The following is a 21,648-nucleotide window of genomic DNA, read 5'->3' as shown; positions in this document are numbered from 1 at the left end:
CCGGCAAGGCAACGAATAATGGTCTCTCGCCTCGAAGGCTAAAGGGGCCGCCCTCAGGGACGTCGGCGGTGGCCATCGAGGCGGCGAAAGGAGGTCGCGTTGGGAAGGCTCAGAACTCTCACTGTCATCCTGATACTCGGCTCGTGGGGAGCGGCCACGGAAGGCGCGGCTCCCGGTGACGCCGCCCCATCGCCGGCAGCCGCGGCGCGCAAGCCAGCACCCGTGCCGCCGATCAAGTACCTCGAGGCGGGGGCCAGGCTGTACAACAGCGGCGATTTCGATCGTGCGTCGAAGTATCTCGACGCCGCCAGGATGTATCGGGACGAACTCCAGGCCGACGAGCAGGCCACGCTCGACGCCTACCTGAAAGAGCTCGCCAAGGTGCAGGGCGCCTCGGCGACGCCCCCCGCCCCGGCGGCGGCCACGGCCGCGGCCTCGACCGCGACGGCTCCGGCCCCCACGGTCGCGGTGGCGTCCCCCGCCGCGGACGGCCGCGCCGGAGAACCCGTGATCACGGATCCCAAGCAGCGCGCCCGGTGGCTGCTCCACGAGGCCAGGGAGCAGATCGCCGCCGGCAACTCGGCCGCGGCCGAGGAGAAGCTCGCCAGGGCCGAGGCTATCGACGTCAAGTGGGGTCTGTTCGACGACACGCCGGCCAAGGTCCGCAACGACCTCAAGCGTGAGCTCCCCAAGGCCGCCGCGACGGCCGGCACGACCGGAGTCTCCGCCAGCGGCGATCCCAAGAGCGCCAGGGCCCATCTCAAGGAGGCCCGCGCGGCCCTCTCCAAGCACCAGGTGGACCAGGCGGAGGCCATCGCCACCCAGGTCAAGGGGTGGAACCTCAGCTACAGCCTCTTCGAGGACAATCCTGACAAGATCATCGCCGCCGCCCGAGCCCTGCGGAAGCGAGACCGAATCCGGAACGCGCCGGCCCGAGAGCAGCCCAGCACGGGCGTCTACGACGTCCTCGTCCAGGAATCTCGCCAGCTCCTCAAGGTCGGCGATCTCGACCAGGCGGAGACCAAGGCGAAGCAGGCGCAGCGGATGAACGTGGCGCCGCCGCTCACCGCGGATCGGGCCGAGTCGGTCCTCTACGACATCGCCGCGGCGCGTGCGGGCAAGGGCGGGAACCCGGCCGCCGAATCGCCGAGCGCGGCGGCGGAGCGCGAGGCGAACAAGCTGCTGGCCTCCGGCGATCAGACTCGGGCCTCCGAGAAGTTCATCGAGGCCGAGAAGCTCCGCCGCAAGGAGGTCGTCCGGAAGGGCTCGGATTCGACCCTGGACGCGGCCGTGAAGCAGGTCTCCGGCGATTCGGCCGGTGCTCCGCTGCTGGCCGCCCCGGAGGCGGCCGCACCGGCACCGGCACCGGCCCAGGCCCCGGCCGTCGCCGCGAAGCCCGCCGACGCGGCTCCCGAGCTGGTCGCGGCCGAGCTGCCCCAGGCCCCGGCACCGGCACCCGCGGCGGCTCCCGCCCCGGAGCCGGCCGCCGCGAACGCCGTCCCCGATCTCGATGACGAGCCCCGGGCCGTCGCGCCGGCCGCGGCCGCGTCGACCGCCCCGGCCGAAACGAACAAGGGCGAGCAACTGCTCGCCGAGGCCCGGGCCCTCTGCGCCAGCGGGAACTTCCCGGCCGCCCGGCAGCTCGCGGAGGAGGCGAAGTCCGGCAAGCATGGCGTGGACGCCAAGGCCGACGAGCTGATCTCCCAGATCGGCATGGCCGAACAGGGAGGCGCGCTCAGCCTCTACGAGTCCGCCCTCGCGGCGATGCGCAAGGGCGACAACGCCCGGGCCCGGGCCTACCTGAACGAGGTCGCGGCCGGGTCGTCGCTCGACGAGAACCTCCGGACCAAGGTTCAGGAGCTCCTCAAGAAGCTCCCCGCCGATGAGAAGACCGCCGCCGCCCCGGGCCGCGCCGTCGTCGGCGACAAGGCCCCGATCGCGGACGCGGAGGCGCTCTCCGCCCAGCGGCTCAACGCGGAGGTCGGCACCAAGATCGCGGAGGCCCGCCGCCTCCAGGAGACCGACCCGGACAAGGCGATCTCCATCTACGAGCAGTCCATGAAGGCCGTGAAGGCATCCGGGCTCTCGCCCAGCCTGACCAAGCCGATGGTTCGCCGGCTCGAGGTCGCCCTGGAACTGGCCAAGAAGGACAAGGTCGCCTTCGAGGTCAAGATGCAGGACAAGACCCAGCGGGCCGAGATCGAGCTCAAGCGGCTGCGGATCCTCGAGGCCGACAAGGCCAAGAAGGGCCGCATGAAGGACCTCATGGACAAGGCCCAGGCCGCGTACGCGGAGGGGAACCTGGCCGAGGCCGAGTCCTACGCCAAGAAGGCGGCCGAGGTCGACCCCAACGAGGTCGCCGCCACCATGCTCGCCTACAAGGCCCGAATGGAGCGGCGGTTCAGGCAGGACGTGGACACCCGCAACGCCAAGGAGAACGGGGCCGTGGTCGCCTTCCAGGAGGTCGACCTCGCGAGCGTCGCCGACCCGGAGGTGCAGCTCAACAACTTCAAGTTCCCCAAGAACTTCAAGGACCTGACCCGCGAACGGCTGCGGATGAACAAGAACCTCGAGGTCAAGAAGGACCCCAAGGTCCTGGCCATCGAGTCCAAGCTCCGCGAGCCGATCTCGCTGAACCTGGACAAGCAGCCGCTCAGCGAGGCCATCACGTTCCTGCAGAACTACACGGGACTGAACGTGGTGCTTGACCCCAAGGCGCTCAGCGACGAGGGGCTGACCTCCGCCGCGCCGGTCTCGCTCACGGTGAACAACATCTCGCTCAAGTCGGCGCTGAAGCTCATGCTCCGCCCGCTGGGCCTGGTCTACCGGGTCGAGGAGGAGGTCCTCCTGATCACGAGCCAGCAGGCCAACACGGCCGACATGTACCCGGTGACGTACTATGTCGGCGACCTGATCATGCCCGTCAACCGGGCCCCGCAGAACTCCGGCCTCGGCGTCCTCGGCGACACCTCGTCGACACAGACCGCGCTCAGCCAGGTCCCGGGGGTCGGCAACATGGCGCCAGGGACCGTCTCCGATGCGAGCGGCGTGACCAAGGGGGAACGTCCCTCGGTCGACATGACGCCGCTGATCCAGTTGATCACGACCTCGATCGCGCCGGGCACGTGGAGGGTCCAGGACTCGGTGAACGGCCAGGACCTCTCGTCCAACTACGGCCTCGGCGGCGGCTTCGGCGGCGGCGGTGGCGGTGGCGGCATCGGCGGCGACGAGGGTCGCCCGCCGGGATCGATCATCCCGTTCTTCCTGAGCATCAGCCTGATCATCCGCCACACGTCCGAGGTCCACGAGCAGATCGCCGACCTGCTCCGCCAGCTCCGGCGGCTGCAGGATCTCCAGGTCTCCATCGAGGTGCGGTTCATCACGGTCACGGATAACTTCTTCGAGCAGATCGGCGTCGACTTCGACTTCTCGATCCAGTCGGATTCGGTCGGCAAGAAGAGCACGTGGGCCGTGCCGAATTCGGCGGCCCAGGTCATCCCCGTCCCCGGCACTCCGGGAACCACCGGAGGGACGGCCGGCACCGGCGGGACCGGCGGCGGCATCGGCGGCGGCGGAACCGGCGGCGGCACGACCGGCGGCGGTGGCGTCGGCGGCGGCGGAACCGGCGGCGGCACGACCGGCGGCGGCGGCATCGGCGGCGGCGGAACCGGCGGAGGCGGCATCGGCGGCGGCGGCATCGGCGGCGGCGGCGGCGGCATCGGCGGCGGCGGCGGCGGCGGCATCGGCGGCGGCACCGGCGGCACGTCGAACGTCATCCAGTCCTACCTCGTCAACCCGATCCGCGATCATGCCCTGGGCAGCAAGCTGCCGATCACCGTGGGCACTCAGGGGGGAGGGCTCTACAACTTCTCCCAGAACCTTCAGATCCCGTTCACGAACACGAGTGCCAGCCTGATCTCGCCGACGAATGCCGTCCAGGGTGCGGGAGCCACGCTCGGCCTCGCCTTCCTGAGCGACCTGGAAGTCTACTTCTTCCTCACGGCCGCCCAGGGAGACACCCGGACGAACATCCTCCAGGCCCCGAAGGTGACGACCTTCAATGGTGCCTACGCCTCGATCGTCAACGCCGAGCTTCAGTGGTACGTCGCGGCCCTGACCCCGGTGGTCGGCCCCGGCTCGGTCGCCTTCGTGCCGCAGCCGCAACCGTTGCCCAACGGCGTGACCCTGGGCGTGACTCCGGTCGTCTCCGCCGATCGGCGGTATGTCCGGATGACGCTGTCTCCGCTGTTCAACACGATTGACGGGTTCACGACCATCCAGGTCCCGGCCGCGGTCGGCGGTGCCGGCCTCGGTGGTGGGTCCGCGTCGATCAACGCGACCCTCCAGCTCCCCCAGACGAACACGACCTTCGTGAATACGACGGTCACCGTCCCCGATGGCGGCACGGTCCTCCTCGGCGGCGTCAAGCGCCTCAACGAGGAGCGGAGGGAATTCGGCGTGCCGGTCCTCTCCAAGACCCCGTGGATCGACCGCCTCTTCCGCAACGTGGGCATCGGCCGGGTGAGCAGCAGCCTCATGCTGATGGTCACGCCGCGGATCATCATCATCGAGGAGGAGGAGGAGAAGCTCGGCATCCCCTCCACGGCAACCTTCTGATCGTTCGGACCGCGGTCCGCCACGATTCGAGACGTCCAGCGGGCCGCCGGAGATCCCTTCTCCGGCGGCCCGCTGCCGTGCGCCCCCCGCGAGACGCCGCGAGGTCGCGTTCGTCGCGAATGAACTTGCCATCAAGGGTCCGCATGCCGATGATCGGTGAATCGGCGACCGACGAGGGTCAAGCAACTCCTCCGGCACCGCGACCGGCACCCAGGGAGCTTCACCATGTCAACCGTGCTTTCCATCGCCATGGCTGTCCTCGTGACCGCTCAGGCGCAGTCGGCCAGGCCGGACTCCGCGGCCCCCGCCAGTCCGCGAGAGCCTGACGCGTCCTGGAAGCCCCTGGCCCGCAGCCTCTGGTTCGACCCCGCCAGGAAGCAGGTGATCATCCGCGCCCGGGTCGTCCTGAGGGAGGGCCCGCTGGAGCACCTGATGTGCCTCAAGGGGACGAAGGAGCACGAGGCCATCCTGGCCACGGACGCCCCCGCCCGACAGATCCACGCCGGCCTCCTGCTGACCGGGGCCGAGGAAGGCCACCCCGTCCGTTTCCTCCCCAAGTTCGAACCCCCCGCCGGCAGCCCCATCGCGATCGAGCTGCAATTCAACGAAGGAGGCAAGCCGAAGACCGTCGACGCTCGGAAGTGGCTGAGGGATGCAAAGGACAGGAAGTATCTTCCGGAGAACTGGGTCTTCGCGGGGAGTGAAGTCTACACCGATCCCATCACCAAGCAGAAAATGTACGCCGCCGACGAGGGAGACCTCATCACCGTTGCCAATTTCGGCAGCGCGATCCTCGACCTCCCGATCGCCAGTTCCGCCAGCAATGAGGAGCGCCTCTTCCTGGCCGACACGGCCCGGATCCCTCCGCTGGGCACCGAGGTCTTCGTCTTCCTCCGCCCCGCCAAGGGGCGCCCGGACGAGAAACCTCGATGATCTCCTCGACCGGTCAATCGTATCGCAGCGCGCACCAGACTCCGGTCGGATGCAACTGGGCATCCGCCGGCCGTTCCGCCAGCAGATCCCACTCATCCGCGGACCAGATCAGCAGTCGAACCTTGAAGCCGTTGATCCTCCATCGGGCCGTCTCCTCGACGACGTGCCCCGGATCAAAGAGCCTCGGATACGAGAGGCCAAATCGAGGACCTCGCTCGCGCAGATTCCGAAGCATCGGAGGCAACTCCTCAGTCGCAGCCTGAGCGACTTGTTTCAGGTATGACTCGCCAGGAGGCCGTCCCTCGACTTTCCTGCGAAGGATCGTCGAGTCGTGGCCCGAAGGTTTCACTCTTGCATGCAGGCCCTGCGTCGTCGAAGCATGCTTCGCTTGGTGATACCCTCTGTGTACAGTATTATCTGCTTTATAAAACTGACTAGTCAAGGCTCCTTTCCGGTTTACTTACCTATTTCCCCAAAAAGCCTTGGTTTAGGTCGATCAAACGTTACTTAAGCATTGAACTCCGGCCCACGAGGCAGATAACGGGGCATCTAGGCCTGAAACGGCTCGGTCAAGATGGGTCGAGTCCGCGGACGGCGGAGTGTACGATCGAGGAAGACCAGGAGCAGGGCCCATGAAAACGCCGATCATCCAGGTCGATGCCTTCTCGGCGAGGCCGTTCGCCGGTAATCCGGCGGCCGTCTGCTTGCTCGATGGGCCGGCCGACGAGATCCGGATGCAGCATATCGCCGCCGAGATGAACCTGTCCGAGACGGCCTTCGTCTACCGCGAGGCGGGGAGCGGGATCTTTCGGCTCCGCTGGTTCACGCCCGTGGCGGAGGTCGATCTCTGCGGCCACGCCACGCTCGCCACGGCCCACGCCCTCTGGGAAGGAGGAATCCTCGATCGCTCCGACCCGTGCCTTTTCGACACGCGGAGCGGCCGGTTGGAGGCGAAGCGAGAGGGAGACTGGATCGCCCTGGACTTCCCCTCCGAGCCCTGCGGGGATGAGATCGTCGACGCGACGGAGCTCGACTCCATCCGCCAGGCCCTCGGCGCGTCCGTGCAATGGGCGGGGCGGAACCGCCTCGATCTGCTGATCGAGCTCGAGGATGAACGGGCCGTCCGGGAGCTGTCGCCGGACCACCGTCGCGTGGCCAGAATCCCGGTCCGAGGGGTGATCGTGACCGCCCGGTCGGCCGATCCCGCCTTCGACTTCGTCTCCCGCTTCTTCGCCCCGGCGCTGGGGATCGACGAGGATCCGGTCTGCGGATCGGCCCATTGTTGTCTCGGCCCGTTCTGGGCCGCCCGGATCGGGCTCGATGACCTGACCGGACACCAGGTGTCGCGGCGGGGGGGAGTCGTCCGGACCCGCGTCCGGGGTGCCCGGACCCACCTGCTGGGCCAGGCCGTCACGGTCCTGAAGGGCCATCTCGTCGAATGAGAGGATCGCGGTCCTGAGGCCGGGTTGCCCCAGGATGGAGCCCTCCCTCTTACTTGACGGCCGCGGCCCCGGAGCTCTTTCGCTGGGCGCGTGCGGCCTGCCCGAGCAGTGCGATGATCTCGCCGATCTCTCGCAACGCAGCCCAGTCCCTGCGGCTGGCCCGTGCCTCGGCCAGCCTCCGGCGGCGGCCGGCCAACTCCGTCCAGTCGACCGACCAGGCATGCTCGATCGCGGCCTCTCGAGCCTGCTCGATGAGCCCGGAGAGCTTATCGAGCAGGCTGGCCTCGACGGGGCAATCGCAGGACCTGTACCGGTGCTCCTCCTCCGGGGGGAGGGCGGCGGGCGGCTTACGCGAGGGCCTGAAAATCCGCCCGAGCCGTTGCTTCCAGCTCCCGGCTGCCTCCGACTTGCTGTCGCGAGTTCCGGCGGGCTGCTGCTGGGCCACCTCGGATGACTCCGGGTCGATCCAGTCACCGATGCGGACGATGACCACCGTGATGTTGTCGAGTCCGCCGCGGAGGTTCGCCAGGTTCACCAGATATCGGCAGGCGTCCCGGGGATGGAAGCTCCCGGCGAAGGCCCCGAGCTCCCGGTCCTCGACCGGGCCGGAGAGGCCGTCGGAGCAGAGGAGGAAGACGTCGGAGAGGTGGACGTCGAGGGGACCCTCGATATCCACCTCGATGTTCGACTCCGGTCCCAGGCTCCTCGTGATCACGTTCTTGGGGACGGAGAGATTGGCCTGCTCGGGGGTCAGGTGGTTGCGTCGGACAAGCTCCCAGACCAGGCTGTGATCGAATGAGAGCTGGTCGATCCGACGATCTCGGATCCGATAGACCCTCGAATCGCCGACGTGCGCGACCAGGGCCCCTTCGGGCAGGAGGATGAGCGAGGAGCAGGTCGTCCCCATGCCCTGGAAGTCGCGATTGGCGGCGGCCCGGCTGTAGATCAGCGCGCTCACCTCGCGGAACGACTTGGAGATCGCCTCGGCGGGGGTCCCGGCCTTCGCCTTCATGTAGGTATGGGGGATCAGGTCGCAGGCCATCTTGCTGGCGAGCTCGCCCACGGCATGGGCCCCCATGCCGTCGGCGACCATGAAGACATGGCCCCGGGCCTTCCAGGCCTCGGGATGGGTCGCCCGGACGGTCGTCTGGCTGTCCTGATTGTTCGCTCGCCGCATCCCCGTGTCCGAGGCCGCCGCGTCGATGATGATGTCATCCCATTTCACGGCGTGGCCCTGAACTTGGAAAACGCGGCCGCAGCTCGTCCCCGATCCGACCGAACCGGCCGCGTCCGCATCGGCTCGATCCTATCTTGACCTCGGAATCTACCGACGACTAAGGTCAGTTGCGATACTTGCAGCCGAGCCTCGTCGATCACTCGTCGGCGGAAAAGCGGCCGAGCACCTCGGTTGCGGCATGGATGACATCCCGGGAGTCGTTGCACGCGTGTTGAACCCCGGACCGTGGCCTCAGGGAGCGAGAGGTCCCGTTCGTACTGACTATTACCCCATCCGCCCAGGGCATGTGACCTCGCTCGCTCCGCTTGAATAAACAGAAAACCTCCATCGGTTTACTTCAACCATGCAACCACCGGATCTCGACTACGCCAAGTTCACCCTCGAGAATGGCCTGAGCGTCATCCTTCGGGCCCAGCATGGCCTCCCGATCGTCGCCGTAAACCTTTGGTATCATGTGGGTTCGAAGAACGAAGAGCGTAGCCAGCGGGGCTACGCCCACCTCTTCGAGCATCTCATGTTCGAGGGCTCTCAGCATTACCCCGGTGACTTTTTCAAACACCTCCAGAGACTCGGTGCCAGTATCAACGGATCGACGTCGAGCGACCGGACGAATTATTTCGTGGATATACCCAGGGCGCATCTGGAGACGGTCCTGGCGATGGAATCGGATCGCATGGCGCATCTCGTTTCCGCGCTCGATGAAAACAAGCTGAGGATTCAAAAGGGAGTTGTCAAGAACGAATATCGACAGAACTATGCCAACCGTCCGTACGGCATGGTCTGGCCCTTGATCGCCGAGGCCATGTACCCTCCCCAGCATCCGTATAGCTGGATGACGATCGGCGTGATGGAGGACCTGGAGGCCGCGACCCTCGGCGACGTCTCCGCCTTCTTCGGGCGCTATTATGTCCCCGCGAACGCGAGCCTGGCCGTCGTCGGCGACATCGAGCCGGACGCCGTGCTCGCGCAGGTCGAGCGTTATTTCGGGTCGATCCCCGCCGGCAGCAAGGCCCTGACGCCCTGGGCACCCGGAGCCGGCCTTTCCGAGGATCGCCGGCTCACCCTGCAAGACCGCGTGGAGCTGGACAGGCTCTATCTCCTCTGGCACACCGTCCCCCATTTCCATCCCGACGAGGCGGCCCTGAGCCTGCTCGGCGAGATCCTGGCCCGGGGAAAGTCCAGTCGCCTCTATCGCAAGCTCGTGATGGATCTCCAGATCGCGCAGGATGTGACCGCGTACCAGTCCGGACGCGAGCTGGCCGGGGCGTTCGGGCTCACCGTCACGCTCCGCCCTTCTCGGACGATCGACGAGCTCCGCGGGCTCCTCGACGACGAGATCTCCGCCATCGCCGCATCCGGAGTCGACGAGGAGGAGCTGGCTCGCGTCCTGACCATGAAGACGGCCAGCTTCCTGTTCGCCCTGGAGCATCTGGGGGGCTTCGGCGGGGTCGCGGATCGTCTCAACGCCTACAACGTCTATCGGAACGATCCCTCGTTGATCACGAAGGACCTGCTCCGATTCAAGGACGTCCAGGTGGCCGATATCGGCCGTGTTGCGGGGAAGTATCTCGCGGGAAAGCCCCGCGTGAGCCTCTCGGTCGTGGGCCACAAGAACCTGACGACCTCGAAGTCGTTGGACCGATCGATCCCCCCGGTCAGTGCTCCTCCCTCGGCCTTCCTGGCCCCAACGCCCGAGATCCTGCGACTCCGGAATGGGATCCCGGTCTGGGTGATCCCTCGCCGCGACCTGCCGACGATCTCCGTGGCGGTGGCCATGAGCGGCGGGGCCGGGCTCCAGCCGACCGGCCGGTCCGGGCTCGCCCAGTTCGCCGTCTCGATGCTCGACGAGGGGACGCGGACACGATCCGCCGCCGAGATCGCCCTCGCCGCCGAGGCCATGGGGACCAGCCTCTCCGCGAGCTGCGGCTGGGACGGGGCCTTCGTTTCCTTTCGTTCGCTGGCGCATCTGGCGGAGCCCAGCCTGGAGCTGGCCGCGGACATCCTCCGCGAGCCCTCCTTCCCGGAGTCGGAATGGGATCGGCTCCACGGCCAGACCCTCGCCGCGCTCAGGGCGGAACGCGATAGCGCCGAGTCCCTGGCCTACCGGGCATTGATCGGCGCGCTCTACGACCCGGCCCACCCCTATCACCACCCGCTCGACGGGTCCGAGGAGTCCGTCGCCGGTCTCCAGCGGGCGGAGGCGATCGAGTTCCATCGCCGCGCCCTCGGACCCGGCCGAGCCGGCGTGATCGTCGCCGGGGACATCGATCCCGAGAAGGCCCTCGACCTCCTCGAACGCCGGCTCGGCGACTGGACGGGACCGCCCGTCCCCCTGCCCGAGTTCCCCGCCACGCGTCCTGCCGGTCGGCCCCGCCTGCTGCTCTTGGACCGCCCGGGGGCCGCCCAGGCGGTGATCCGCGCCGGGCACGTGGGCGCCGCCAGGGCCGATGCCGATTTCGAGTCCATCCTGCTCGCCAACCAGGTCCTGGGCGGCCAGTTCACCTCGAGGCTCAACGAGAAGCTCCGCGAGGAGAAAGGGTACACCTACGGCGTCCGCAGCCACTTCGACTGTCGCCTCGCCGAGGGCCCATTCTCGGTCTCGACCTCGGTCCAGTCCGACAAGGTCGCCGACGCCCTCGACGACATCATGCACGAGATCCGCGCGTTCGTCGGCGATCGTCCCCCGACTCAGGTCGAGCTCGACGATGCGCGGCGCTCCCTCATCGAAGGTCAGACCCGCCATTTCGAGACCCCAGCCGCCCTGGTCAACCGCTACGCCAACCTCTTCATCTATTCGTTGCCATCGGACCATTACCGGGGCTTCGCCGCCCGGCTCGAGGCCGTCGATTGCGCGGCCCTCGCCTCCGCGGCAAGCCGGCGGATCCATCCCGACTCGCTCGTCGTCGTGGTCGTCGCCGACGCCTCGCAGGTCGAAGACAGCCTGAGGGGGCTCGGGTGGGCGGACCTGGAACGGGTCGGGGGGTGACTCCCGGTCCGAACCGACCGCGCCGGGATCGGGGCCTCCCCCGGAGAGTCGACGCGAGCTCGTCATTCGGGAAGAAATTCGGACTCTCGCCAATTCCTATGGCCTAGGGCTCACCTCGACCCATAGAATGAGTCGCCTGGGGCGCCCCCATGGTCCTCGCGACCGGCGTGTTTTCATCTCTTCCGAGACGATCCATGGACGCACGTCCCCCCAATGAAGGGCGGCCCCAGAGGCTCCAGCGCTGGTTGGATCGGGTGGCTCGCCGGTACGAGGACACCGATTCGGTCTACTCGGTCCCGTCATGGGGCCTGAGCCTCCTCCTGCATGCCCTCCTGCTGCTGATCCTCGCCCTCCTGATCCGCGCGGGGCAGGGAACCTCGACGAGCAAGGACATCCAGGGGGCCATCGCCATCCCGGCGATCGGCGATCTGAGCTCTCTGGTGGAGGCGGAGCAGGCCGGCGATCCGTTCACGAAGGAGCAGAGCCCCGATCCGCCGTCCATCGGGCTGGAGCCGATCGAGCCCCTGGCGCAGTTCGCCGCCCAGCCCATGATCCCCACCCTGGAACGATTCGCGCCCGAGCTGGCCGGGCCCCGGGGCAACGAGAAGGGGGGCGTGAAGATCCTCACCGACCTCAGCGGCGGCGGAGCCCTCCGAGGCGGCCCTCAGTTCCCTTCGCTGTCGGCGGACGTCTCCGCCCCATTCTCCGGCCGCCAGGGTCTGGACCGCGCGCAACTCGTCCGCCGCGAGGGGGGGACCGTCCACTCGGAGAAGGCCGTCGAGGAAGGGCTTGCCTGGATCGTTCGCCATCAGGCGGCCGACGGCTCCTGGTCGCTGAACTTCCAGGACCACTGCCAGGCGGATCCGTGCCCCCCCCAGCGGGCCATGGAATCCGACACGGCCGCGACCGGGCTGGCGCTCCTGCCGCTCCTCGGCGCGGGCTACATCCACAACGTCAAGTGTCGCCACCAGGACACGGTCCGCCGGGGCCTCGAATGGCTGGTCCAGCACCAGCAGCCCAGCGGCGACCTGTTCACCGGGCCGCCGGGCATCGCGTACATGTACAGCCACGCGATCGGCGCCATGACCTTGTGCGAGGCCTACGGACTCTCGCGCGACTCGAACCTGAAGGAACCCGCCCGCCGCGCGCTCGCCTTCATCATCGACTCCCAGAACACTCAGACGGGCGGCTGGCGGTACGCCCCGGGCCAGGCTGGCGATACCTCGGTCTTCGGCTGGCAGATCTTCGCCCTCCGGAGCGGTCACCTCGCCGGGTTGACCATCCCCCGGACCACCCTCAAGGGCTGCTCGGACTGGCTGAACTCCGCCGCGACCGACTCCAAGAAGATCCTCTACGCCTACCAGCCCGGGCAGGACGTCTCGCCGGTGATGACGGCGGAGGCGCTCCTGGCCCGGCAGCTCCTGGGATGGCCCAGGAACCACCCGTCCCTCGTGAAGGGGGCGGGCCGGATCGCGGCCCACCTGGAGAGCAACAAGGATCGAAACATCTACTACTGGTATTACGCCACCCAGCTCCTCCACAACATGAAGAACAAGGACTGGGAGAAGTGGAACCCGGAGGTCCGCGAGGGGCTCATCCGCGCTCAGGTGAAGGATCAGACCTGCGCCAATGGGAGCTGGGACCCGTTTTCACCGGCCCAGGATCGCTGGGGGGTGACGGCCGGACGGCTCTTCCAGACCTCGCTCTCGATCCTGACGCTCGAGGTGTATTACCGCTACCTGCCGCTCTATCGCACGGCGGATACCGAGGGCCTGGAGGCTAACGCGACGGCTCCCGAGGCGAAGAAGGCCCAGCCGGTTCGTCAGCCGTAGATCGGCGACCGGACGGCCTAGCGATTGCCGTTCCGATTCCCGTTCGCGTTCTCATTGGCGTTGGGGTTGGCGTTGGCGTTGGCGTTGGGATTCGCCCGGAACTGGCGATACGTCACCTTCTTGTAGACGACAAGCTGCGACACGATCACCCCTCGGGGCGTGATCTGGATCGGCATCAGGAAGGCGTAGTCGCCCTTCCTGGTGAGTGCCGATGTCCCACGCGTGATCTGGGAGATGGTCATCTGGCCGGACGCATCCGGCCCGATCGTGGCGAAGTTGTTGCCCGGCAGGCCGATCCTCACCACCGGACCCTGGAGCAGGCCCAGGACGTTTCCCACGACATGGAGACGCGACGGGATCCCGTTCGTGTTCGACGGCACGGGATAGGCCCATCCGTAGAGCATGTTCTGGCCGGCGTAGTCCCACGCGTTCATGAACCGGTTGAACCCCGGGTCGAGCGTGGTGACCACCATATTGTTGGGGAGGATGCTGTTGTATGTGGGGCTGACCAGGTCGCGGTCTTCCCCCTCGAACACGTCCAGGTGGCTGGTCCGAACGACGTTGGAACCCGCATCCTGGCCCACGGCCTCGACGACCGATTGCTGGTTCAGCTCGTCGAACCGTGCCGGCCAGCGGATCAGGAACTCGCGGACGTCGTCGAGGGCGATCGGGAACTGCTGGCCGCTGTGGTTCTGGATCACGATCCAGCGCGAGGTGACGTTGATCACCTCACCCCAGGCCCCTTCCGGCGGCAGGTCCGGCAGGCCCCGCGGCCGGCCGACGACCGAGTCGATCGTGAGGCCCGGATTCTGGGCGGACGCGGCTGCGCTCGCGAGGGAGGCCGCAAGCATGGCCATCAGAACGACTCCCGCCCGTCTCGCCCTCATGTTCGTGCCTCCGTCGAGGACCGCGCGCACAACATCCCCTTCCACCATAGGCATTCCCCGGCCGGCGGGCAACGGCAGGTCATTTTTCCATGCTCTCTGCATCTCGTTCCGGGTCCTGCACCTTGGCCGTCGGGCACCGAATCGATAGTCTAAGGTTCGGTGTTCGCCTCGCGGACGGAGCGAGCCGACGCCGTGGCCGCGTCCCAGATCGCGGCCCAGCCCGTTGGAAATGACACGCCCAGACGGATGACGGACAGACCCATGGCCGATCAGAACCCCCTCTCCCGCCCCGTTTCCAGGCCCGGCTCGAGTCCCGCGGCCGCGCCGGGCTCCCCCCGGAATGCCTCCACCGAGGAGTCCCTCCTGGACGAGGCCCTCGACAAGGCCATGGGTGAAGTAAGCGGGATGACACCTCCCCAGGAGGTCTCGCTCAAGCGCCAGTGGGACGACCAGCTCGAGGCCGAGCTCGAGGCGGCCCTCGCGGGTTTCGATCCGAGGTCCGTCGACCCGAAGCGTGAACGCCCGAAGAAGGCGGAGAAAGCCGCGGACGACGCGGGGAAGCCGGGGATTGCTTCTCAGGCCCAGTCGCAGAATGCCCGCAAGGGCGTCCGCACCGGCAAGGTGATCGTCGCCCGGGGCAAGAGCCTCTTCATAGACCTGGGGGGAAAGAGCGAGGGCGTGGTCCCGATCAATAGCTTCGAGGGGGAGATCCCGGCGCCGGGCTCGACGATCGAGGTCGTCTTCGACCACTACGACCCGTCCGAGGGGATCCAGCACCTCCGCCTCAAGGGCTCCGCGATCGAGGCGAACTGGGACAACCTCCGCGAGGGCGTCGTGGTCGAGGGCCGCGGCACCAAGGCGGTCAAGGGGGGCCTCGAGGTCGACATCGACGGCATCCGCGCCTTCATGCCGATCAGCCAGATCGACCTCAACCGCGTCGAGAACGCCGCCGACTACGTCAATCAGAAGCTCAAGGCCGTGGTCACCGAGGTGAATCCGCGCGAGAAGAACCTGGTCATCTCCCGCCGCGAGCTGCTCGAGCAGGAACGCGCGGAGCTCCGCGAGAAGACCTGGGCCACGCTCGAGGTCAACCAGACCCGCGAGGGCGTGATCCGCTCGGTCAAGAACTTCGGCGCGTTCGTCGACATCGGCGGCGTGGACGGCCTGCTGCCGATCGGCGAGATGAGCTGGTCCCGCGTCCAGAAGGTCGAGGACCTGGTCAAGCCCGGCGACAAGGTCACGGTCAAGATCATCAAGATCGACATGGTCACCCGCAAGCTCACGCTCGGCCTGAAGCAGCTCACGGCCAGCCCCTGGGAATCGGTCGAGGAGAAATACCCGCGCGGGCTGATGGTCAAGGGGAAGGTGACGAAGCTCATGGAGTTCGGCGCGTTCGTCGAGCTCGAGCCCGGCGTCGAGGGCCTGATCCACGTCACCGAGCTCTCGCCGACCCGCGTCCGCAAGATCTCCGACATCGTCCAGCCGGAGCAGGAAGTCGAGGTCCGGATCCTCAAGGTCGAGCCCGACCTCAAGCGGATCTCCCTGTCGCTCCTCCCGGCCAAGGGGAAGGACGCCCCGAAGGCCGACGAGCCCGAGGAAGAGGCCGAGGAGCCCGAGACGCCCCCGATCCCGAAGCCGGAGCGAAAGGTGCCCTTGAAGGGCGGCCTCGGCGATCGCGACGGCGGGTTGTTCGGATAGACAGCCGGCCGCGGGCGGCATTCCTTTCGCCACGGCGGGCTCGCGCGCCGGGCGGCCAGATGCCCGGACGTTCGGTCGTCGCGTCGAGGTTCTCATCGCCGCGAGGGGTGTCCTATGTTCTCGGCAGCAGGTCGCAGGGCCTCGACTGTCGGGGACCGTCGCGACTTCGGCGCGGAGCCTCCGCGCGAAGCCGAACCCCCTCCGGTGAGGATTGGACCGATGTCGAGCATCCGGACGTTTTTCGACGAATGGCGAGAGTCCGGCCGGGCGGCCCGACGCAACGCGAGGACCAGGGCGGCACGAGCGGCCTCGATCGGCAGGCGGCCCGATATCGAGCCGGTCGAGGCCCGAATCCTGCTGAGTACGGCGGACGTCACGATGATCCGGGCGAGACCGCTGATGGTCCATCCCGCATCGCCGGCCGCAGTGCAGATCAGCGAGATCCACGGCATCGGGCTCAAGAACGCGCGGGCCGAGCTGACCGCCACGTTGACCTCGAACGGTCAGCCCGTCTTCGGGCAAGTGGTCAGCTTCAGGCTCGGGAGGCGGTTCGTGGGCGCGGCAAGGACCGACGCAGCGGGCGTGGCGGTCCTGAAGAACGTCAGGGTGGGCAGCCTCAAGGTCAAGGACTACGCCGCGGGGACGGTCGTCACCTTCAGGGGAAATGCCTCCCTCCCTCCGATCGTCCAGCGCGGGCCGCTCACGATTAGCCGGACGACCTCCACCCTGGCCGGCCTGACGGCGTCCGGCATCTACGGGGGCACGGCGACGTTCACCGCGATCCTCAGCTCGCAGGGCTCCGCGGCGGCCGGCAAGCCGGTCGGATTCGTTCTCGCGGGCCGGACAGTCGGCGTCGCCGTGACGAATGCCCAGGGCGTGGCGACACTCTCCGGCGTCAGCCTTGCGGGGCTGAAGGCCGGGATATATGGCATCAAGGCCAGCTTCGACGGCGATACCGACTTCTACAAGGCGACCGTAAGCGGTTCGTTGACCATCGCCAGGGCCGCCACCTCGATCACGCTCGGCGGCCTGTCGCAGACCTACGGGGCGACGGATCAGCCGACGGTCACGACTCAGCCGACCGGGCTGCATGTCGATGTCTCCTATACCGACTCGAGCGGCCACGCGGTCGCCCAGCCGGTCAAGGTGGGTACCTACACCGTCACGGCCAGGATCGCCGACCCGAATTACACCGGAAGCGCCGTCGGATCTCTCGTCGTGGCACCGGCCGTGGTCGGCATTTCCGGCCTCAACGTCTCGAGCAAGATCTACGACGGGACGACCTCCGCGACGGTGGATACCACGGGTTCCGCACTGACAGGCGTGGTCGCGGGCGACTCCGTCGCGCTCGACGGCTCGCACGCCTCGGCGAGCTTCTCGAGCGTCGATGTCGGCACGAACTGGGGCGTCTCGGTCGCGGGCCTGGTCCTGGTCGGTCCCGACGCGAGCAACTACGTCCTGTCGGCGTCTTCGACAATCGCCAAGGCGTCAATCACTCCGAAGACCCTCACCCTCATCCCCCAAAGCACGTCAAGCAAGACCTATGACGGCACCACGTCTGCCCCGCTCGCCATCCTCCCGGCGCTCGGAGGCGTCATCGGCGGCGACAGCGTGACGCTCGACACGTCCGGAATCACGGGTGCCAACCTCGCCGACAAGAACGTCGGCAGCAACAAGGTCGCCACCGAGCACGGCCTGGCGCTGACCGGCACCAATGCGGGCAACTACACACTCGACCCGACCTATCTCATCGACGTCACACCGGCCCTGATCTCGGTCACGGGGATCACTGCCGACAAGGTCTACGACGGTACGACGGCCGCCACGCTGAACGCGAGCGGGATATCGTTCAGCGGAGTCCTCGGCGGGGACGACGTGTCGTTCGATGCCTCCTCGGCCGTGGGCAGCTTCGCCAGCAAGGACGTCGGCACCGGCAAGACGGTCACGGTCACCGGCCTGATCAAGTCCGGGGCGGATGCCGGCAACTACACCTTCGAATTCGCCACGCCGGTCACGGCCAACATCTCGCCCAAGGCCCTGACGATCACGGACCTGCTGATCAACGACAGGACCTACGACGGCACGAATTCCGCCTCGTTCGGACCATCCCTCGGCGGCCAGATCTCCGGCCTGATCTCCGGTGACGATGTCTCGATCGACGAAACCGCAACCGCGATCGGCGGTAGCGCGGCGTTTGCCGACAGGAACGCGGGCACGGACAAGGCCGTGACGGTCATCGGCGTGCAGTTGAGCGGGGCTGATAGCGGCAACTACACGATCGCCTCGGCGACCGGCACGGCCGACATTGCAAAGGCGACCATCACGCTCTCTGGCATCTCGGTGAGCAAGACCTACGACGGCACGACCGACGCCCCGCTCGACATGACCGGGGCCTCGCTCGACGGCATCATCGGCGCGGACTCCGTATCGCTGGACGCCTCGACGGCGACCGGCTCGTTCGCGGACAAGAACGTCGGCACGGGCAAGGCCGTGACCGCCACCGGGTTCACCCTGAGCGGAGGCGACGCGGGCAACTACACGCTTGCCGTCGATCCGATCACCGGCGACATCGCCACGAGGGTCCTGCACATCGAAGGCTTGGACGCCACCGATCGGACCTACGACGGCACGACCGGCGTCACCGTGGATGCCACGGCGATCAGCTTCACCGCGGGCGATCTCGTGAGCGGAGACGACGTCTCGTTCGACTCCTCATCCCTCGCCAGCGCCGTGGGCACGCTGGCCGACAAGACGGCGGGCATCCTCAAGACCGTGACGGTCTCCGGTCTGGTCATCGACGGGGCCGACGCCGGCAACTACGCGATCGTGGCGACGACCACCGTCAACATCTCCAAGGCAACCCTCGCCGTCACGGGAATCCCGAATCTCACCAAGAACTACGACGGGAATCAGTATTTCGTCTCGATCAACACCTCCGGGGCGGCTCTCAACGGCATCATCGGCAGCGACACGGTGACCCTGAATACCTCCGGTATATTCGGCGTCTCCACCTCGGCAAACGTCGGTACCTGGAACGTGTTCATCAACGGCCTTGCGCTCAACGGCTCGGATGCCGGGAATTACAGTATGAGCGTCGTCATCGTGAGCGGCACGATCCAGGGCCCCTGAGCCCCAGACTCGTCGCGAAGGCCCGCCCGCAACTAAGTCGCGGGCGGGCCGCCGGCGATCATCTGCGTGCATCCGTAACCGCTTCTCCGTCGTAAGTGACGTGGCGGATGTTGGTGAACCCGGCCTTGCGGAGCTGGGGCTCGACGGTCTTGCGGTCGCCGACGACGAGGACGAAGCGGCCGGTCGGGGCGAGGATGTCGGCCATGGCCTTCTGAACCTGAGCGAGTGAGAGGCGTTCGAGGCGGGGGAGGAAGGTCTCGAACTCGTCCGCGGGGAGGTCGAATCGCGCGATCTCGGCGAGCTCGGAGACGATCCCGGACGGGGACTCGAACGACTCGGGGTAGCTGCGGGCTTCAGACCAGCGGGCGGTCGCGAATTCGTCCTCCGCGATCGGTCGCGGGCCGACCAGCGCGTCGAGCTCCTTGACGACCTCTCCGAGCGCCGCGGCCGTGACGTCGGCGCGGACCGACGTGACGGCGGACCAGACGCTCCGCCCGCGGCGGAAGTCGAAGGCCGACCCGGCGCCGTAGGTATAGCCGTGGTCCTCGCGGAGATTCCGGTTCAGGCGGCTGAGGAAATCCCCGCCGGTCAGGTGATTGCCGACGAGCGTGGCCGGATACCGCGGGTCGAGTCGATCGCCCCAGTGGCAGCCGACCCGGATGATGCTCTGCACGGCGTCCGGCTTGTCGACCAGGTAGACGACGCCGGGCTCGGCCGCGCGGGCCTCCGCCGGCCTCGACCTCATCCCGGGGTTGTCCGCCCGCCAGCCGCCGAGCGACCGCTCCAGGCTCTTCACCATGGCCTCCGGCTCCACGTCCCCCGCGATGACGAGGTAGGCGTCCTTCGGGCCGAAGTTCCCGGCATGGAAGGACCGGACGTCCTCCAGGCTCAGCGCCTTCACCGTCTTCGGGAACCCACCCGCCGGCTTGCCGTAGGGATGGCCATGGCCGAACATGAGCGCGGGCATCGCCCGGCGGGCCATCCACTCGATCTCGGTCGGGCCCTGGAGCAGGTCGGCGAGCTGCTGCGTCCGCTCGCGATCGAAGTCCTTGGGGTCGAATCGCGGCTTCATGAGCATCTCGGCCACGAGGTCGAGCGTGGGCTGGAAGTTGCGGGCCAGCACGGAAACGCTGACGGAGGTCTCGTCCGCACCCCCGCCGACGCGGAGCGAGGCGCCGAGCTGCTCGTAGCTCTCGGCCAGCTCGGTCGCCGTGAGGCGGGCCGTCCCCTGGTCGAGCAGCCGCGCCATGAGGTTGGCTACCCCCGATTTCTCGACCGGGTCGTCGCCGCTCCCGGCCGGGACCACGAGCGAGAGCCGGACGAGCGGGAGCGTCTTCCACGGTGCGATGTAGACCTTCACTCCGTTGCTGAGCGTGGCCCGGACGGCCTTCGGCGGCTGAAACGGGAGCGGCTGCGACGGCCCCGGGAGCTTCGACCAGTCGGGCCCGGACGCCGCCGGGCGACTCGTGGCGGCGGTGCCGCCACGGGCTTCGAGCGTCTCGGGATCGGGGCCGGCCGGCTCGACGGACGTCTTCGCCTCCCCCTCCCGGACCGAGCGGACGAGGATCCGGACCTTCTCGTCGGGGAGATACCGCTCCGCGACCCTCCGGACGTCCTCCGGCGTGACTCGAAAGATCCGGGCGAGCTCCACGCGATAACGCTGCGGGTCCCCCTTGCCGGCATAGCCCAGCGCCAGCGCGACGGCCCGCCCGCGGGTCGTGGTCAGCCCGGCATAGGTCGCCGTCTCCGCGCCCGCCTTGATGCGTTCCAGCTCCCGGGGCGATGGGGCCTCCGTTTTCAATCGGGCAAGCTCGCGACGGAAGACCGCCTCGATCTCCTCGATGGACTTGCCCTCCGCCGCGGTCGCCTCCAGGGTGAAATAGCCGCCGACTTCCTTGGAGGAGTCGGTCGCATCCACGTCCGTGGCCAGCCTCGTGTCCCTCACCAGCGACTTGTAAAGGCGAGACGTCTCGCCCGAGGCCAGGACGGCGGCAAGGAGACTGAGCGGGGCGGAATCGGGGTGGTCCTCATCCACGGTCGGCCAGGACCAGTAGATCCTCGGCAGTTCAACCTTGTCGGCCATCTCGATCGACGCGGAGGCCGGCGGTGCCGGCCTCGGCTTCGCGACCGCGGGCCGAGGGCCCGACGCCAGGGGGCTGAAATAGGTCTTGATCAGGGCCTTCGCCTGCTCCGGGTCGAAGTCCCCGGCCAGGCAGATCGTGGCATTGGCGGGATGGTAGAACTCCGCGAAGAAGGCGCGGAGGTCGTCGAGCGAGGCCCTGTCCAGGTCCTTCATCGACCCGATCACCGACCACGAGTAGGGGTGCCCCTTGGGGAACACATTCTTGAGGATGGCCTCCTCGACCTGGCCATAGGGGACGTTGTCCACGCTCTGCCTGCGCTCGTTCTTGACGACCTCGCGCTCGGTGTCGAACTTCGCCTGGTCGAGGGCGGCGGGGAGGAAGGCCAGCCGTTCCGCCTCGAGGTAGAGGGCCCGCTCGAGGAACTCGGAGGAGACGGTCTCGTGATAGACCGTGAAGTCCTCGGTCGTGAACGCATTGGACTGCGCCCCGGTCTCCTGGAGCGGGATGTCATAGTTGGGGACGTTCTTCGTCCCCCGGAACATCATGTGCTCGAAGAAGTGGGCGAAGCCGGTCCTCCCCGCCCGCTCGTTCCGGGCCCCGACGTGATAGGCGACCGTGACGACGACGCGCGGGACGCTTGCGTCGCGATGGAGGACGACCTTGAGGCCGTTGGGCAGTTCGTAGGCTTCCAGCGGGAGCTTCGGGCCCATGCGTTCGGTCTCCGCGGCGCCGGCGGGCGAGCCCACGAGGGCGATCACATGCGCGAGCGCGAGGACGGGGACGGCGATTCTCATCTTGGCTTC

11 protein-coding genes are annotated in these 21,648 nt (G+C 67.8%); 7 read left to right on the top strand and 4 right to left on the bottom strand.

What is annotated here, in order from left to right:
• Window positions 1-222: 222 nt before the first annotated feature.
• Both G6O54_RS10685 and G6O54_RS10680 read left to right on the top strand, forming a co-directional pair.
• Window positions 223-4,617, top strand: a complete 4,395-nt coding sequence (locus tag G6O54_RS10685) for a secretin GspD/PilQ domain-containing protein (protein ID WP_250846819.1) — start codon at window positions 223-225, stop codon at window positions 4,615-4,617.
• A 225-nt stretch (window positions 4,618-4,842) separates the two neighbouring features.
• Entirely contained in the window at window positions 4,843-5,550 is a 708-nt protein-coding gene (locus G6O54_RS10680; protein ID WP_165224468.1) for a YdjY domain-containing protein, read from the top strand.
• A gap of 13 nt (window positions 5,551-5,563) precedes the next feature.
• Here the strand turns inward: G6O54_RS10680 and G6O54_RS10675 are convergent, their stop codons facing one another.
• Window positions 5,564-5,785, bottom strand: coding sequence for a hypothetical protein (locus G6O54_RS10675; RefSeq protein WP_165224465.1), 222 nt, complete (start codon window positions 5,783-5,785; stop codon window positions 5,564-5,566).
• Between the two features lie 397 nt (window positions 5,786-6,182).
• Between G6O54_RS10675 and G6O54_RS10670 the strand changes: the two genes are divergently transcribed.
• Window positions 6,183-6,992, top strand: coding sequence for a PhzF family phenazine biosynthesis protein (locus G6O54_RS10670; protein ID WP_165224462.1), 810 nt, complete (start codon window positions 6,183-6,185; stop codon window positions 6,990-6,992).
• 49 nt (window positions 6,993-7,041) lie between these two features.
• Here the strand turns inward: G6O54_RS10670 and G6O54_RS10665 are convergent, their stop codons facing one another.
• Window positions 7,042-8,217 (bottom strand): PP2C family protein-serine/threonine phosphatase, encoded by a 1,176-nt coding sequence (locus tag G6O54_RS10665; RefSeq protein ID WP_165224460.1) that lies wholly within the window; start codon window positions 8,215-8,217, stop codon window positions 7,042-7,044.
• Between the two features lie 355 nt (window positions 8,218-8,572).
• Here G6O54_RS10665 and G6O54_RS10660 point away from each other — a divergent pair, with 355 nt between their 5' ends.
• Window positions 8,573-11,215 (top strand): M16 family metallopeptidase, encoded by a 2,643-nt coding sequence (locus G6O54_RS10660; protein ID WP_165224457.1) that lies wholly within the window; start codon window positions 8,573-8,575, stop codon window positions 11,213-11,215.
• A gap of 194 nt (window positions 11,216-11,409) precedes the next feature.
• A complete protein-coding gene (locus G6O54_RS10655; protein ID WP_165224454.1) occupies window positions 11,410-13,047 on the top strand; it encodes a prenyltransferase/squalene oxidase repeat-containing protein in 1,638 nt (545 codons plus the stop codon).
• A gap of 17 nt (window positions 13,048-13,064) precedes the next feature.
• Here the strand turns inward: G6O54_RS10655 and G6O54_RS10650 are convergent, their stop codons facing one another.
• A complete protein-coding gene (locus G6O54_RS10650) occupies window positions 13,065-13,904 on the bottom strand; it encodes a hypothetical protein (RefSeq protein WP_205678734.1) in 840 nt (279 codons plus the stop codon).
• 291 nt (window positions 13,905-14,195) lie between these two features.
• Between G6O54_RS10650 and G6O54_RS10645 the strand changes: the two genes are divergently transcribed.
• Together G6O54_RS10645 and G6O54_RS10640 are read left to right on the top strand one after the other, a co-directional pair.
• A complete protein-coding gene (locus tag G6O54_RS10645; RefSeq protein WP_165224450.1) occupies window positions 14,196-15,632 on the top strand; it encodes a 30S ribosomal protein S1 in 1,437 nt (478 codons plus the stop codon).
• 219 nt (window positions 15,633-15,851) lie between these two features.
• On the top strand, window positions 15,852-18,761 hold the full coding sequence (locus G6O54_RS10640; protein WP_165224446.1) for a beta strand repeat-containing protein: 2,910 nt from the start codon (window positions 15,852-15,854) through the stop codon (window positions 18,759-18,761).
• A gap of 58 nt (window positions 18,762-18,819) precedes the next feature.
• Here G6O54_RS10640 and G6O54_RS10635 read toward each other — a convergent pair whose 3' ends face one another.
• Window positions 18,820-21,639, bottom strand: coding sequence for a M16 family metallopeptidase (locus G6O54_RS10635; protein WP_165224443.1), 2,820 nt, complete (start codon window positions 21,637-21,639; stop codon window positions 18,820-18,822).
• Window positions 21,640-21,648 lie beyond the last annotated feature (9 nt).

Origin of the sequence: Aquisphaera insulae (genome assembly GCF_011064615.1) — a bacterium.
Classification (GTDB): Bacteria; Planctomycetota; Planctomycetia; order Isosphaerales; family Isosphaeraceae; genus Aquisphaera; species Aquisphaera insulae.
This window is presented reverse-complemented; position numbering and strand designations above follow the sequence as displayed.

Bases quoted from the DNA above. Each gene is read 5' to 3' on its own strand.
- G6O54_RS10650 (WP_205678734.1), bottom strand. From the start codon at position 13,904: ATGGCCATGCTTGCGGCCTCCCTCGCGAGCGCAGCCGCGTCCGCCCAG.
- G6O54_RS10640 (WP_165224446.1), top strand. From the start codon at position 15,852: ATGTCGAGCATCCGGACGTTTTTCGACGAATGGCGAGAGTCCGGCCGG.
- G6O54_RS10670 (WP_165224462.1), top strand. From the start codon at position 6,183: ATGAAAACGCCGATCATCCAGGTCGATGCCTTCTCGGCGAGGCCGTTC.
- G6O54_RS10635 (WP_165224443.1), bottom strand. From the start codon at position 21,639: ATGAGAATCGCCGTCCCCGTCCTCGCGCTCGCGCATGTGATCGCCCTC.
- G6O54_RS10680 (WP_165224468.1), top strand. From the start codon at position 4,843: ATGTCAACCGTGCTTTCCATCGCCATGGCTGTCCTCGTGACCGCTCAG.
- G6O54_RS10655 (WP_165224454.1), top strand. From the start codon at position 11,410: ATGGACGCACGTCCCCCCAATGAAGGGCGGCCCCAGAGGCTCCAGCGC.
- G6O54_RS10645 (WP_165224450.1), top strand. From the start codon at position 14,196: ATGGCCGATCAGAACCCCCTCTCCCGCCCCGTTTCCAGGCCCGGCTCG.
- G6O54_RS10660 (WP_165224457.1), top strand. From the start codon at position 8,573: ATGCAACCACCGGATCTCGACTACGCCAAGTTCACCCTCGAGAATGGC.
- G6O54_RS10675 (WP_165224465.1), bottom strand. From the start codon at position 5,785: ATGCTTCGGAATCTGCGCGAGCGAGGTCCTCGATTTGGCCTCTCGTAT.